General features: G+C 61.6%; 13 protein-coding genes. 5 read left to right on the forward strand and 8 right to left on the reverse strand.

Annotated elements, in window-relative coordinates:
* Positions 1-23 precede the first annotated feature (23 nt).
* The 3 genes from JH25_RS02520 to JH25_RS02510 all read right to left on the reverse strand — a co-directional run bounded on the left by JH25_RS02520 (position 24) and on the right by JH25_RS02510 (position 3,524).
* Entirely contained in the window at positions 24-1,028 is a 1,005-nt protein-coding gene (locus JH25_RS02520; protein WP_032880535.1) for a transketolase-like TK C-terminal-containing protein, read from the reverse strand.
* Between the two features lie 327 nt (positions 1,029-1,355).
* Positions 1,356-2,390, reverse strand: a complete 1,035-nt coding sequence (locus JH25_RS02515; RefSeq protein ID WP_032880536.1) for an AraC family transcriptional regulator — start codon at positions 2,388-2,390, stop codon at positions 1,356-1,358.
* Positions 2,391-2,393: 3 nt separating this feature from the next.
* On the reverse strand, positions 2,394-3,524 hold the full coding sequence (locus JH25_RS02510) for a carbon-nitrogen hydrolase family protein (protein WP_032880538.1): 1,131 nt from the start codon (positions 3,522-3,524) through the stop codon (positions 2,394-2,396).
* Between the two features lie 211 nt (positions 3,525-3,735).
* Here JH25_RS02510 and JH25_RS02505 point away from each other — a divergent pair, with 211 nt between their 5' ends.
* The gene (locus JH25_RS02505) at positions 3,736-5,775 is read left to right on the forward strand and encodes an NADPH-dependent 2,4-dienoyl-CoA reductase (RefSeq protein WP_032880539.1); all 2,040 of its coding nucleotides are present in this window, start codon (positions 3,736-3,738) and stop codon (positions 5,773-5,775) included.
* 57 nt (positions 5,776-5,832) lie between these two features.
* Entirely contained in the window at positions 5,833-6,720 is an 888-nt protein-coding gene (locus tag JH25_RS02500; RefSeq protein ID WP_032880540.1) for a 1-aminocyclopropane-1-carboxylate deaminase/D-cysteine desulfhydrase, read from the forward strand.
* A 3-nt stretch (positions 6,721-6,723) separates the two neighbouring features.
* Here the strand turns inward: JH25_RS02500 and JH25_RS02495 are convergent, their stop codons facing one another.
* The 3 genes from JH25_RS02495 to JH25_RS02485 form a co-directional block, all read right to left on the reverse strand.
* Positions 6,724-7,284 carry a cytochrome b gene (locus tag JH25_RS02495; RefSeq protein ID WP_032880541.1) on the reverse strand — a complete coding sequence of 187 codons (561 nt, stop codon included), beginning with the start codon at positions 7,282-7,284 and terminating at the stop codon, positions 6,724-6,726.
* A gap of 114 nt (positions 7,285-7,398) precedes the next feature.
* Positions 7,399-8,226, reverse strand: coding sequence for a phosphonoacetaldehyde hydrolase (gene phnX, locus JH25_RS02490; RefSeq protein WP_032880542.1), 828 nt, complete (start codon positions 8,224-8,226; stop codon positions 7,399-7,401).
* A 29-nt stretch (positions 8,227-8,255) separates the two neighbouring features.
* Complete coding sequence (locus tag JH25_RS02485) at positions 8,256-9,365, reverse strand: 2-aminoethylphosphonate--pyruvate transaminase (RefSeq protein ID WP_032880543.1); 1,110 nt, start codon at positions 9,363-9,365, stop codon at positions 8,256-8,258.
* Between the two features lie 111 nt (positions 9,366-9,476).
* Between JH25_RS02485 and JH25_RS02480 the strand changes: the two genes are divergently transcribed.
* On the forward strand, positions 9,477-10,331 hold the full coding sequence (locus tag JH25_RS02480) for a LysR substrate-binding domain-containing protein (protein WP_032880544.1): 855 nt from the start codon (positions 9,477-9,479) through the stop codon (positions 10,329-10,331).
* Here the strand turns inward: JH25_RS02480 and JH25_RS02475 are convergent.
* On the reverse strand, positions 10,307-11,197 hold the full coding sequence (locus tag JH25_RS02475; protein ID WP_032880546.1) for a LysR substrate-binding domain-containing protein: 891 nt from the start codon (positions 11,195-11,197) through the stop codon (positions 10,307-10,309). The genes JH25_RS02480 and JH25_RS02475 overlap by 25 nt on opposite strands.
* Before the next feature lie 258 nt (positions 11,198-11,455).
* Here JH25_RS02475 and JH25_RS02470 point away from each other — a divergent pair, with 258 nt between their 5' ends.
* Positions 11,456-12,781, forward strand: a complete 1,326-nt coding sequence (locus JH25_RS02470) for an MFS transporter (protein WP_032880547.1) — start codon at positions 11,456-11,458, stop codon at positions 12,779-12,781.
* A 109-nt stretch (positions 12,782-12,890) separates the two neighbouring features.
* Positions 12,891-13,598, forward strand: a complete 708-nt coding sequence (locus JH25_RS02465) for a YebC/PmpR family DNA-binding transcriptional regulator (protein ID WP_005789254.1) — start codon at positions 12,891-12,893, stop codon at positions 13,596-13,598.
* Between the two features lie 65 nt (positions 13,599-13,663).
* Here the strand turns inward: JH25_RS02465 and JH25_RS02460 are convergent, their stop codons facing one another.
* Positions 13,664-14,956 (reverse strand): protein kinase, encoded by a 1,293-nt coding sequence (locus JH25_RS02460; RefSeq protein WP_032880548.1) that lies wholly within the window; start codon positions 14,954-14,956, stop codon positions 13,664-13,666.
* Positions 14,957-14,975 lie beyond the last annotated feature (19 nt).

Here is a 14,975-nt window from a genome sequence, read left to right on the forward strand (position 1 = left end):
TGCTTGCGCAATTGCATTCCCCCTCACTTCAGGTGATAGCGCTGCAGTGCGTTTTCCACCTGCTGCACCTCGGTACGCCCTTCATCGGCCAGCGCTCTTAACGCTGACGCCACAATCCAATAGCGGCTCGGCGCAGAGGCCTGCATCGAGCCTGCGCCCAAGGCGATAAATCGTGCATCTACATGCGCGGCTAATTGATCGACAATCACCTGCGGATAACCGGTGACGGCAATGACGGGTGCGCTACTGCCTGCCAGGCAATCACGTAAATGGCAGCTGCGCCTGGGGGCCAAGGGGTGCAAGCGGTTCCAGCGCTCCGCGGTCGCCGCCTCACGGGCCAACCGTGTGTAGCTGGGGCTGCTCCACACCTGCGCCGTAATATTCCAGTCCTGTTCCAGCAACTCTGCGGCGTACATCACCTCTTCCAGCGCCCGGCCAGCCCCGAGCAGGCGCACATCTGCTGCTTGTCCACGCCGGATCGGATACATGCCTTTGTGGGCATCCTCTCGGTCCTGGGCAGTCAGTGTCGTGTGGGCATCCTGGTCATGCAGCGTCAAATAATAAAAACCTGGCTGGCCGTCGATGTACAGCGTGCGTAGTCCTGCCAGCACAATCGCTCGAGCTTCGTCTCCCGAGGCGGGATCGTAGGGTGTGCAGCGTGGATGAGCCGCCAGCCATACTGGCAATGACGGGTGCGTGCCCTTGGGCCACGGGGAAGGCTGGTTCTCGATGTCATTGCAAAAGATGCCACGTTGGGCGGTCTGCTCCGACAGTGCGCACAACTGTGCAGACGATACTGCGCTGTGCAGATAGAGCAGGGGTTTTTCGCCGCGATTGCGCGCAAACCAGATAGGCCAGTTGCCCACGCGGCGGCTGCATGACTGGCCACGGATCACCCAGGCGTGCCGGCTGGATTCCAGGGTATTGGCCATGCTCATCACCGTATACAGCGGCGAGTTGGCCGGGCAAACGGCGGTGCTGAGTGCGTCGATGCAGCTCTGCGCAGAATGCGCGATAGAGGCAGGCATGGGTCCAGGCTCCTTCCAACGGATACTCGTACCCTACTGGAAATATGATTGCATTTGCAATGATTGCAATCGCACTTCAAGTCATGGGATTAAATTATCCGGCGCCTGTCGCGTTTAACTTTTCAAGCGCAGGAATGTCACAACGTCGACATTTTTTCGTCATGACGGCACTTTAGGCTGGGTTCGCAGGTCATTTACCTGCCACCGCTTTCATTTGAAGAAGGAGTCCACCATGGACGATTACCAGGAAGAACTGCTGGAGTACCAGGCATTCGAGTTGGACCCGCTGGATCCGGTCGACGATGCCACCGAGCTGTAACGCTGACTTCAGGCGGAATGCCGCTGACTGCGGCGAAATTCCCCTGGGGTCTGGTTATTCCAGCGTCTGAAGGCCCGCTGGAAGGCTTGGGCTGAAGCAAAACCAAGCAAGTAGGCGATTTCGCCAAATGCCAGCTCGGTATCGCGAATATAGGTCATGGCCAGGTCGCGGCGGGTGTCGTTGAGAATTGCGCGAAACTGTGTGCCTTCCTCGGTCAGTTTGCGCCGTAAAGTCCAGGTCGGCAGTTTCAAGCGTGCCGCCACCTCTTCCAGGTCGGGTTCCCGGCCGCCATTGAGCATAGGCCCGAGCAACCGCGTGATGCGCTCGCGCAGGCTGCGGGTGCGAGTCAGCTGCTCCAACTCCCTTTCACACAGCTGCAGCAACAGGTGCCAGGTACTTGGGCAGTGCTGTGGGTTGCGCAGCGCCAAGGTGGGTTGGCTCAGACGCAGTTGATTGGCATCGGCGCCGAAGTGCACCAGGCCGCTTCCCAGCCTGTTGTAGTGTTCGTGATAGTCCGGCGCGTCGAATTCGATTTCTATCCGTTGTGCCTGCACCGGCTGTTGCGCCAGGCTGGATAATTGTTGCAGCCAACCGGCGATGATCGAGTCCACCACAAAGCGGTTATAGGCGTTGTAGGGGCTGATGGAGTAGAACCGCAGCCAGGCGCCTTCGGCATCTTCATGAAAGCTCGATTGCCCGCGATAGTTGGAGCCGTACAGCGCTTCAAAGCGTGTGAGCGTGCGCGCCGCTTCGCGCACATTGGGGGCCTGGGCGGCGGTGACACCGGCAAGGCCAGCCTGGCTCAAGCGGCTGAGTTGGCCCATGCGCAGGCCCAGGCCCGGGTCGCCGGTCAGTTGGATGGCCGCGTGGCCCAGGCGCATATAGCGCGGGATCGACAGGCGTGCGCCGGCTTCAGCCAGGCGTGCAGGGTCCAGGCCGTATTGCAGCAACAGCGGTTGCGGGTCCAGGCCGTGGCTCTGGATGGCATCGGCCAGGGTGTGCACGAAGCCCACCGACAGATCCCCCAGGCGCACCGGCTTCAAGGGCTACAGCCAGATATTCAGCAGGCGCGCGCCACGGGCCTCGCCGTCGGCGAACACTTGCCCGTTGCTGCTCAGAAAACTCTGGCCGGCGCTGCCCAGGTCCCAGAACTGCCCACGTAAAAACACGCTCATGCCCGCCATGGCCTGGCTGACAGGCTGCTGGCTGATCAGCGTGAGGCGGCGCCAGGCGGCGCCTTCGCTGGTTTCTTCGGGTTTGAGGCTGACCTCGGAAGGCGTCGACACGCTCTTGAAGCCGCGCCATGGACGGTCCCAGGTGTCGCGGCCAGTGACGAAGGCCGGTACTGCGATCAGTTGCGCACCTTGCTCGTTGAGCTTGCGATAGTTGTCCGGGTACCAGCTGTCGCTGCCGACCAGGGTGCCCAGGCGCCCGGCAGGCGTATCCACCACGCTGACGACATTCTCATCGCCTGGCTCGATAAAGCCACGTTCATCGTAGATCGGGTAGAGCTGGCGCTGCGGTTGGCCCAGTGGCAAACCGTCGGCGGCAAACACCACGCTGGCGTTGTACAGCGCGCCATGGCCGACTTCCAACTGCCCCTGGATCACGCTCGGGTTGGGCAGGGCGATGGAACCGGCCACCAGGGTTACGCCAAATTCTTTTGCCAGCCCGCCGAACACCACTTGATAGTCGCGCGCCATGGCAGGGGCCTTCATGCGCAGGTAGGCGTCATCCATGCGGTTGTCGCCGGTGGCGCTGATCCAGGCTTTCGCAAACTGCAGTGGGTTGCTGATCGACAGCCAGTTCATCGCATCCTTCAAATGCGTGGCCTGGTACAGCTCGTTTTTTTCGCCCTTGAGCATCAGCCAGGTGCCGATATGTTCGGGCAGCACCACGATGGTCTTGGCGTTGATCAGGCCTTGGTCGCGCGCTTTTTGCAGGTAGCTCGACAGCTTCAAATGCAGGCGTTCCAGGCTTTGGTAGTCGGCAGGGAACAGCTCTGGCTGAATGCCGAGCAGATTGCCACGGTCGGCTGGTTCGCCCTCATTGACGGCGAGGGTGATACGCAGGTCCGACAGGTAATGCGCCACGGGGCGCTCCTGGGTCCAGACCAGATACGCGGCGAGGGCGGCAACCAGGGCCATGGTGACGGTGAACGCTAGAAGTTTACGCATGGGGCAACAGACAACAGACCAGGTGCAGGGTTCGCGACTAGGGTAGGGCCCATGGCGCGGCTTGCCAAGGGGCGCTGTGCATTTGGATCAATAACTTGTCAGTTTCAGTCATTGAGCCGTGGTCCACCGCCTCTTAGTCTGTGGGACATAAACCGATGGCACACCGTTCGAGTGCGCCACGTCCCGTGATGATCCGTTGTGGAGCTGTACCATGACCGCTGCTGCCTACCCGCACCTGCTGGCCCCGTTGGACCTGGGTTTTACCACCTTGCGCAACCGTACCCTGATGGGCTCGATGCACACCGGCCTGGAAGAAAAGCCCGGCGGTTTCGAGCGCATGGCAGCCTACTTTGCCGAGCGCGCCCGTGGCGGCGTGGGCCTGATGGTCACCGGCGGCATTGGTCCGAATGATGAAGGCGGGGTATACGCCGGGGCAGCCAAGCTGACCACTGAAGAAGAGGCGCGCAAGCACAAGATCGTCACCCAGGCGGTGCACGAGGCGGGCGGCAAGATCTGCATGCAGATCCTTCACGCCGGGCGTTATGCCTACAGCCCCAAGCAGGTGGCGCCGAGTGCGATCCAGGCGCCGATCAACCCGTTCAAGCCCAAGGAATTGGATGAGGAGGGCATCGAGAAGCAGATTCAGGATTTCGTCACCTGCTCGTTGCTGGCCCAGGCCGCCGAATACGACGGTGTGGAGATCATGGGTTCGGAGGGCTACTTCATTAACCAGTTCCTCGCCGCCCAGACCAACCATCGCACCGACCGTTGGGGCGGCAGCTTTGAAAACCGTATGCGCCTGGCGGTGGAGATCGTGCGTCGCGTGCGCGAGGCCGTCGGCCCGAACTTCATCATTATCTTCCGCCTGTCGATGCTTGATCTGGTGGAAGGCGGCAGCGTCTGGAAGGAAATCGTGCAGTTGGCCAAGGCTATCGAGCAGGCTGGCGCGACGATCATCAACACCGGTATCGGCTGGCACGAAGCGCGTATCCCTACCATTGCCACCAAGGTCCCGCGTGGCGCCTTCAGCAAAGTCACCGCCAAATTGCGCGGTGCGGTGCAGATTCCGCTGATCACCACCAACCGCATCAACACCCCGGAAATCGCCGAGCAGATCCTGGCCGAGGGCGATGCCGACATGGTCTCGATGGCGCGCCCGTTTCTGGCCGACCCGGAGTTCGTCAACAAGGCCGCCGCTGGGCGCGCCGATGAAATCAACACCTGCATCGGCTGCAACCAGGCGTGCCTGGACCACACCTTCGGCGGCAAGCTGACCACCTGTTTGGTCAACCCGCGCGCCTGCTATGAAACCGAACTCAATTACCTGCCCGTCAAGCAGATCAAGAAAATCGCGGTGGTCGGCGCCGGCCCTGCCGGTCTGGCCGCTGCCACTGTTGCCGCTGAGCGTGGGCATCAGGTGACCTTGTTCGATTCCGCCAGCGAGATTGGCGGCCAGTTCAATATCGCCAAGCGTGTGCCGGGTAAGGAAGAGTTTTTCGAAACCCTGCGTTACTTCAAACGCAAATTGCAGACCACTCACGTAGAGCTGTGCCTCAACACTCGTGTGGGCGTCGAGCAGCTGGTGGCAGGTGGTTATGACGAGGTGATCCTGGCCACCGGTATCGCGCCGCGCACCCCGGCGATCCCGGGAGTCGAGAACGCCAAGGTGTTGAGTTACCTGGATGTGATCCTGGAGCGCAAGCCGGTGGGCAAGCGTGTGGCGGTTATCGGTGCCGGCGGCATCGGTTTCGATGTATCGGAATTCCTCGTACACCAAGGCGTGTCTACCAGCCTGGATCGCGAGGCGTTCTGGAAAGAGTGGGGCATCGATACCCAACTGGAAGCACGTGGCGGGGTGGCCGGGATCAAGCCCGAGCGCCATGCGCCGGCCCGCGAGGTGTTCCTGCTGCAACGCAAGGCTTCCAAGGTTGGCGACGGCCTGGGCAAGACCACCGGCTGGATTCACCGTACCGGTTTGAAGAACAAACAGGTGCAGATGCTCAACAGTGTCGAGTACTTGAAGATCGATGACGCAGGCTTACATATCCGCATCGGCGCCGAGGGTGAACCGCAGGTGCTGGCGGTGGACAACATTGTCATCTGCGCCGGCCAGGACCCGCTGCGCGAACTGCATGACGGCCTGGTCGCTGCCGGCCAGAACGTGCACCTGATCGGCGGTGCCGATGTGGCCGCCGAGCTGGACGCCAAGCGCGCCATCAATCAGGGCTCGCGCCTGGCGGCCGAGTTGTAAGGCGACAATAGGGGCGGTGTTAGACTTGCCGCCCCTTTCTCATTCAGATACCTGCCGATGGGCCCTTTCGATTGGCTGCCTTATGCGCCCCTTGAACCTGTGCAGCTTGATTGGCTGAACGGCATCGAGTTGGCCGTGCTGCGCCTGGACCGCATCGACCCGCTGATCAGCGGCAATAAGTGGTTCAAACTTACCGAACACTTGGCTCAGGCCCGCGCTACCGGCGCCAAAGGGGTTATCAGCCTTGGCGGGGCTCACTCCAACCATCTGCACGCACTGGCAGCGGCGGGCAAGCGCTTTGATTTTCCCACGGTCGGCCTGTTGCGCGGCCATCCCCAAGACACTCCCACGGTGCTCGACCTCAAGACCTTCGGCATGCAACTGCATTGGCTGGGCTACGGCGGTTATCGGGCGCGGCATGAGCCGGGTTTCTGGCTGCCCTGGCGCGAGCAGTATCCCGACCTTTATCCGATACCCGAAGGCGGTGGTGGTCTGGACGGCGCGCTGGGCTGTGGGGTGTTGGTGGAGCAGGCGCGGGTGCAGTTGAGCCACCTCGGTTGGACGGATTACGACGCATGGTGGCTGGCGGCGGGCACCGGCACTACCCTGGCCGGGCTGGTGTTGGCGGAGGTCGGCGCGCATCCGGTGTACGGCGCAATGGCTGTGCCGGATGATCATGGTGTGGCGCAGAATGTGAGTGCGATTGTGCAGACCGGTTATGAGTTGCTGGACGCCTGCCGTGGCGGCTTTGCCAAGGTCGATCCGCTGCTGCTCGACTTTATCGAGCGCACCGAACGGGCCTGCGGTGTGCCACTGGAGCCGCTCTACACCGGCAAGGCGCTGCTGGCATTGAAGCAACAGATCGAGGCCGGACGCTTTGCCCCCGGCGCGCGGCTGATCTTCATCCACACTGGCGGCCTGCAAGGCCGCCGAGGTTTCCTGTAGGTGTCAACGGGTGGGATTGTGCCCGCCCGGCATCATTCGCAAGGCAGTGTTATCGCGCATCACATAATGGTGAAAGATCCCCGCCAGCGCATGCAGCCCGATCAGCCAGTAACCGATCTGGGCGAACAGCACGTGCCAGCCTTCAATCTCCTCGGCCAACGCCTTGTTTTCTGCAATCAGCGGCGGTAACTCCATCCCATAGAACATCACCGAATGCCCCTTGGCACTGACGATCAACCAACCGGCAATCGGCAACCCGATCATCAACGCATACAGCGCCCAATGCATCAGCTTCGCCAGCAGGTTCTGCCATTGCGGCGGTGCCGGCACGATCTTCGGCGCCACCCCCAGGCTGCGTGCAAACAGTCGCAGCCACACCAGCACAAACACGGTAAGGCCGAGCATGAAGTGCATTTCGACGATCAGCGTGCGCGCACCGCTGCCTTTGGGGAACTGGCCGCGTAACTCAATGCAGGCGTAGACCACCGCCAGCAGCACTACCATCAACCAGTGCAGCGCAATCGACATGGTGCTGTAGCGCGTATCGGAGTTTTTCCACGGCATCGCTTTTTTCCTCACTCATCAGGGCATACCTCCGTTCTTTAGCGACGGAGTACGTTAACTGTATGCCCGTTTTGAGCGCTTCGCTCGTTGCCAATGCCGTTGCCTTGATCCTGGTCAGTAACTTTGCGGCATTTCCCCGCGTGCCAGGCGTGCGTTGATGTCGGCGATGACATTCGGCAAGTCGGTGATAGTGTCGATCAGGTAGTGCGGGCGCGAGGCTTGGAACATCGCTTCGATACGCTGACGCTCGCTGGCCAGTGTGGCGCTGTCCAGGGCGCGAAATTGCTCGTAGGTCAGGCCCAGGGCATTGCCCGAACAGGTCAGCGCTACGGTCCACATCCCGGCACGACGGCCTTCGAGAATACCCGGCACGGTGTCGTCGACCTTCACGCACGCGGCCACATCATCAATGCCCAGGGCGATCACGTTGGCCAGGGCCTGGGCCGGCCAAGGGCGGCCGTTGGGGACTTCATCGGTCGCGACCACGTGGTCGGCGACATAGCCGTTGGTGGCGGCCAGGGCCACGACCTTGTCCATCACTTGCTTGGGATAGCCGGAGCAGGAGCCAATCTTGATACCTTGGGCGCGCACGCCGGCCAGGGTGTTGAGGGCGCCGGGGATCAGGGCTGAGTGTTCGGCGATCTTCTCGATTTGCAGCGGCATGAAACGCTGGTAGATGGCGGTCACGTCATCATCGGTCGGTGTGCGGCCGAAGGCCTTGCGGTAGCGCTCGGCAACTTGCGGCTGGTCGCAGAGAGTGCGGATATGGTCCCACTTGCCCATGCCCATCGGGCCACGGGCTTCTTCGATAGAGACTTGCACGTCGAACTCGGCAAACGCCTCGACAAAGATCTGCGTGGGAGCGAAGGAGCCGAAGTCGACCACGGTGCCGGCCCAGTCGAGGATAACGGCCTGGAGGGTGTTGGGGTTTTGATAGTTCATGGTTCAGGTCCTGTGGGTAATGGGGGCAGTCAAATGTCCAGCACTTCCATTTCTTGCAGCACGTCGGCGATAGCCTTGACCGCCGCCTGCATACCGGCCGCATCGACATGGCCGATGCAGCCCACGCGAAAGGTTTCCACCTGGGTCAGCTTGCCGGGGTAAAGGATGAAACCCTTGGCCTTGACCCGTTCGTAGAAGTCCTTGAACTGGTAGCGCGGGTCTTTTGGTGCGTGGAAGGTGACGATGATCGGTGCCTGGATCGCCGCCGGCAGGAAACTGCGCAGGCCCAGCGCAGCCATGCCGTCCAGCAGTGCCTGACAGTTGTCGGCGTAGCGTTGATGACGGGCGGGCAGGCCGCCTTCTTCGGCGTATTGCAGCAACGCTTCATGCAGGGCCGCGACGACGTGGGTCGGTGGGGTGAAACGCCATTGTCCGGTCTTGGCCATATAGGTGTGCTGGTCGAACAGGTCCATTGCCAGGGAATGGCAGTTGCCCTGGGAGGCGGCCAGCGCAGCTTTTTCGGCAAAGACAAAGCCCATGCCCGGTACGCCTTCCAGGCATTTGCCCGAGGCGGCGATCAGCGCCTCGAACGGCACTTCGCGAGCATCGATCGGCAGCGCGCCGAAAGAACTCATGGCATCGATGATCAGGCGCTTGTCGTGGCGTTTGACGACCTGGGCGATCTCCGCCAGCGGGTTGAGAATGCCGGTACTGGTTTCGCAATGGATCAACGCGACGTGGGTGATGGCCGCGTCAGCCTGCAGTAGGCGATCTACATCGGCAGCGGTGGTGGGCTCGTCCTCAGCGGTTTCAAAGGTGCTGAACGAGCGACCGAGCACTTCGCAAATCTTCGCCAGGCGCTTGCCGTAGGCGCCGTTGATCAGCACCAACACCTTGCCATTGCGCGGGACCAGCGTGCCGATGGCGGCTTCGACGGCGAAGGTGCCGCTGCCCTGCAACGGCACGCAATGGTGGCTGTCGGCAGCATTGAGGATCGCCAGCAGCTGCGTGCAGACGCTGGCGGTGAGCTGGTTGAAGCGATTATCCCATGACCCCCAATCCACCATCATCGCCTGACGGGTGCGGGTCGAAGTGGTCAGGGGGCCAGGGGTCAACAGGATCGGCGCGGCAGTGGTCATCTCAAATCCTCGCAAGGGTCGGGGTTGAAGCTACGGCGCCTAAATTGCAGTTTGGCTTGTTATCAATCAAATTGTTTGTTGTTATGCGAGCTATCAGTGAGGCCGATAGCTATGAACCTGTTTCAACTGCGTGCATTCGATGCCGTGGCCCGCGAGGGCAGTTTTACACGTGCTGCGGCGCGGCTGTTCATCAGCCAGCCGGCGGTAACCGGGCATATCAAGGCGCTTGAAGAGCATTACCAGATTGCGCTGTTGCGCCGTACCGCCCGCCGGGTGGAGTTGACCGAAGAGGGCGCACGCCTGGCGGCCATCACCCGGGCGATCTTCGGTTTGGTGGATGAGGCGCAGACCATGCTGGAGGCCAACCGTCAGTTGCTCACTGGGCGTCTGGAGGTGGCGGCGGATGGTCCGCACCTGGTGATGCCGATGATCGCCAGCCTGCGCTCGCGCTACCCGGGCATTACCGTGAACCTGCGCCTGGGCAACGCCCAGGAAACCCTGGCGGCGCTACTGTCCGAACATGCCGATGTGGCAGTGCTCACCGAGGTGGAGCCGCGCAATGGCTTGCACCTGCAACCTCTGGACGAGTCACGGATTTGCGCGCTGGTGCCGGCAGCGCATCCGTGGGCAAAGCTGCCCGACGGGATTGAACTGGCGCAGCTGCATGAGGTGATCATGGTGCTGCGTGAACCCAGTTCCATTACCCGGCGCACGTTCGACGACGCGTGCCTGGCGGCGAATGTGCAGCCCAGGGTGCTGCTGGAACTGGACAGCCGTGAAGCCGTGACCGAAGCCGTCGCGGCCGAACTGGGGGTAGGGGTGGTGTCGTCGATGGAGGTCAGCCCGGACCCGCGGGTACACGCTGTGCCGATCCTGGGCGATGGCCTGCTGAACCGACATACGCTCGGCTGCATGGAGCGGCGCCGTTCGCTGCGCTTGATTCAGGCTTTTTTCGAGTTGGCGTGAAGGCTGTCACGCACGATCTCCAAAAAGCTCGCCACCACGCGACGTGAGCTCTGTTCTTTCAGGCAGACGAGGGTTTCCTTCATGCGCTGAGTGCAGTCGCGGATCGGCATGGCGTACACCCGAGCGTCGGCGCCGAACTCTGCCGCCGACACCACGCCCACGCCAATGCCCACCACCACTGCTTCACGCGCGGCTTCGCGGCCTTCAACTTGAATCGCCGGGCGAATGCGCAGGCCGGCCTGGCGCATTTCCTGCTCCAGGGTCTGACGGGTCACTGAGCCGACTTCCCGCAGCACCAAGGGCGTGTCATCCAGGTCGGCCAGGCAGATGGATTCGCGCCCGGCCCAGGGATGGTTGCAGGCGACAAACGCCAGCAGTTGATCGTCGGGCAATGGCAGCGACAGCAGGCGCGCATCGTCGACATCGCGACCCAACAGCGCCAGGTCGGCCTGGTAGTTGTACAGGCGCAACAACGACTCATCGGTGTTGCCGGTTTCGATCTTCACGCTGATTCCCGGGTACAGCCGGCAGAAGCGGGCAATCTGTGGCAGTACATGTACGGGCGCATCCACCGCCAGGGTGAGGGTGCCAGTGAGCAGGGCGCGGGAGTCTTGCAGCAATTCTTCGGCTTGCGCCTCGATCACAAACAGGCGCTGAGTAATGCCCAGCAGGCGTTCGCCCAGGTCGGTCAGGCGTACCGAACGTTTGTTGCGGTGAAACAGCAACACGCCGAAGCGCTCTTCGAGTTTGCGCACCTGGTCGGAAATCGCGGGCTGGGTCAGGAACAGGCGCTCGGCGGCGCCGGTAAAACTGCCGTGCACGGCCACCGCATGGAAGGCTTTGAGTTGGGCATGGGAAACCGACATGGCACGTCCTCTTACAAGCTGAGCTTATATTTGAAATACGATAAATCGATTTTACCTATTAGTCAGCCATTGCTTTGATGCACCTCAGCCGCCGTAGGTTGAGTCCTACAACCTCGACGGCCATGGGCGCAGGCACACCGCGTTCATCTGACCAATACCGCGCGCTCCAAGGCCCGGCATTGCAGTGCTCAACCATAAAAAAAACAGGCGTTTTCTTTCGATTCTGCCGGCACACTCACACCTGAGGTCAGAACCACCATGAATATCCCTATGGGTAGCATCAAGCGTTGGCGCGTGCAGATTTTCGCCATCACCTGGCTGGCGTACGCCGCGTTCTATTTCACCCGCAAAGCCTTCTCGGTGGCAAAACTGGGGTTCGGCGACGACCCAAGCTTCCCCCTCGATAAAATGATGATGGCCAACCTCGATGGCTTGTATCTCGCCGCGTACGCCGTGGGCCAGTTCACCTGGGGCATGCTCGCCGACCGCTTCGGGCCACGGGTGGTGGTGCTTGGCGGCTTGCTGGTTTCCGCCGCCGCCGCACTGGTGATGGGCACGTTTGCGACCTTGCCGATCTTTGTCACCTGCATGTTGATCCAGGGGTTGGCGCAGTCCACCGGCTGGTCGGGGTTGTGCAAGAACCTCGGTAGTTTCTTCCCGGCCCAGCAGCGTGGGCGGGTGTTGGGGCTGTGGAGTTCGTGCTATGCCTTCGGCGGCTTGGTGGCTTCACCGTTCGCCGGCTGGTGGGCCTACACCCTGATCGGTAGTTGGCACGCGGCGTTTATCTCCAGTGCTGCGGTGGTGGCGGTGGTGGCCGTGCTGTTCTTTATTTTCCAGCGCAATACCCCCCAGGATGTGGGTTTGCCAGCGGTGGAGCCCGAGCCGCTCATGAGTGCCGAGAACAGGGCCGCCGAACAGCGCATCAGTGTGCTTGAACCGTTGCGCGCTATCTTGCGCAACCGCACGGTGTTGACGCTGGGGCTGGCGTACTTCCTGCTCAAGCCGGCGCGCTACGCGATTTTGCTGTGGGGCCCGGTAATCGTCTACGAACAGATGCCGTCGGTGGGCAAGGTCGGCGCGGCCATCGTGCCCACCGCGTTTGAGCTGGCCGGTTTGCTCGGGCCGGTACTGATCGGCCTGGCTTCCGACAAACTGTTCGGCGCCCGGCGTATGCCGGCCTGTGTGCTGAGCCTGCTGGCGTTGACCGTGGCCCTGGCGTTGTTCATGGGCGCGCTGCACACCGGCAGTGTGGTGCTGGTGATGGCCTTGCTGTTTGTCATGGGCCTGACTCTGTACGGTCCGGACTCGATGATCAGCAGCACCGCTGCCATTGACTTCGGCACTGCCAAAGCCGGCGCCACGGCGGCAGGGTTTGTGAATGGTTGCGGTTCGGTGGGCGCGATCCTCGGCGGCTTGCTGCCGGGCTACTTCGATACCGTCACGGTGTTTATCGTGTTTGCCGGCGCGGCGCTGTTTTCTTCACTGGTATTGATGCCCTACTGGAACGCCAGGCCGGCTGTTCTGGCGCAGGTGGGGGACTTCATACCGGATCGCAGTGCCACCATCAAACCCCTGCGCACCTGAGGCACCTGGCCGGTTTTTTGGTGGATTAGCGTGTTCTTGCGCTATAAACTCTGCCCCCAAAGCGCCGGCCAGTAGACGTTTCGGCGCCATGGAAAGTAGAGAGTGAGTCATGGGCGCACAGTGGAAAGTCAAACATAAAGAAGCGGCAGCCAATGCCAAGGGCAAGATTTTCGGCAAGCTGGTGAAAGAGATCACCATCGCCGCCCGCAACGGCGCCGATACCGCGACCAACGCGCACCTGCGCCTGGTGGTGGAGCAGGCCAAGAAAGCCTCGATGCCCAAGGAAACCCTGGATCGTGCGATCAAGAAGGGCGCCGGTCTGCTCGGTGAAACCGTGCAATACCACCGCGTGACCTACGAAGGGTTTGCCCCGCACCAGGTGCCCCTGATCGTCGAATGCGTAACCGACAACATCAACCGCACCGTGGCGGAAATCCGCGTGGCGTTCCGCAAGGGCCAATTGGGCGCTTCCGGTTCGGTGGCGTGGGATTTCAACCACGTCGGCCTGATTGAAGCATCGCCGGACACCCCTGATGCTGATCCGGAAATGGCCGCCATCGAAGCTGGCGCCCAGGATTTTGAAGACGGTGAAGAAGAGGGCACCACCCTGTTCATCACCGAAACCACCGACCTGGATGCCGTGCAGAAAGCTTTGCCAGAGCAGGGTTTCACCGTGCTGTCGGCCAAGCTGGGTTACCTGTCGAAGAACCCGGTCAGTGGTTTGACCGATGAGCAGATGGCCGAAGTCGAGGCATTCCTGGAAGGCCTGGATAACCATGATGATGTGCAGGATATGTTTGTCGGCCTGGCTGGCTGATTCTTATCCGGATGCATGGGATCAAAATGTGGGAGGGGGCTTGCTCCCACATTGTTCCAGCGGTGTTAGATAGCGCTCAGTACGCCGTCGATTTCTTCAAAGCTTGGCCGCGCCAATACATCGGGCTGGCAACAGCTTTTTTGCAGTTCAACCAGATCCTCATTTACTGCCCCTTCACCCCGATCCAACAACTCCCCCAGCAACACCCCGAACGCGCGCACTTCAATACGCTGCAACGCCCTGGTTTCCAAGGTGTCGGCCGTGGCATGGAATGACGCCGCGCCGAAGTCTCCGAGCAAACAATCTCCCGTCACATTCCACAGGATGTTGTGGCCATACAGGTCACCGTGGGTAATCCCCTGACGGTGCAAGTGCGCCGCCACCGAAGCGATGCCTCGTGCCATGCGCAGCGCCACGTCGAGGCTGAAACGGGTATCGGCTTCGTAGATGTCCCGGGTGCAGGACGCCAGGCTAGGCAGCGCCGCGAGGTTGCGGTAGCTCGGGTCGATCAGGCTCATGACCAATGCTGCCTGATCTTGCGGGTGCCCGATGACACGGCCTTGCACCTTGATGAGGTTGGGATGCAGCCCGGCGGCAATGCAGGCTTGCATTTCATGCAGCGGTGACCCGTCGCTGGTGATGGTGCCTTTGTATAGCTTGACCGCGACCGGCAGCGCCTGGGGTTTCCAGATTGCTTTGTGAATGATCCCGGAAGCGCCTTCGCCCAATACTTCTCCCAGTTCCAGTTCAGCCCAGGGAATGTTCGGCGTTCCATCTTCGCCCGTCACTGTCATGGCCATTTCCACCGGGTTGCCGGCGTAGGCCAGCCAGGTCAGGCTTGGCAAGGTCAGCAGCCACTGCGGCAGGTGGGTCAAGCGGTTGGAGGCGATGCGGATCAGTTCCAGGTTTTGGCAGTGGGCCAGGCTTTGCGGCAATTGCGTCAGTTGGTTACCGGCCAGCATCAACTTTTGCAGCAACGGGCGCTGACCCAGTTCATCGGGCAATTGGCTGATGCAGTTGTCGGTGAGGATCAGCCAGCGCAACTGCGGCGGCAGGGCGGCGGCGGGCACATGGCCGATCTGGTTGGCCTTGAAGCCGATCATGCTCAACTTCGCGCACTGGCCCAGGCACGTCGGCAGCTCGGTAAACGCGTTGTCCGAACAAAACAGCACACGCAGGTGCGTCAGGCGGTGCAGGTCCTCGGGCAGGCTACTCAAGGCATTGCCGGTGAGATTGAGGATTTCCAGGGAGTCGGCCAGGTCGAAGATTTCCCGGGGGAACTCGGTCAGCCCGCAGGCCAGGTCCAGGCGCTTGGCGCCGGCCAATTGGCCGGCCTTGAGTTGGGCGAGGGTATTCATGAACAGCGCGGCACTCGGA

It is taken from the genome of Pseudomonas sp. BRG-100 (assembly GCF_000737955.1).
Lineage (GTDB): Bacteria > Pseudomonadota > Gammaproteobacteria > Pseudomonadales > Pseudomonadaceae > Aquipseudomonas > Aquipseudomonas synxantha_A.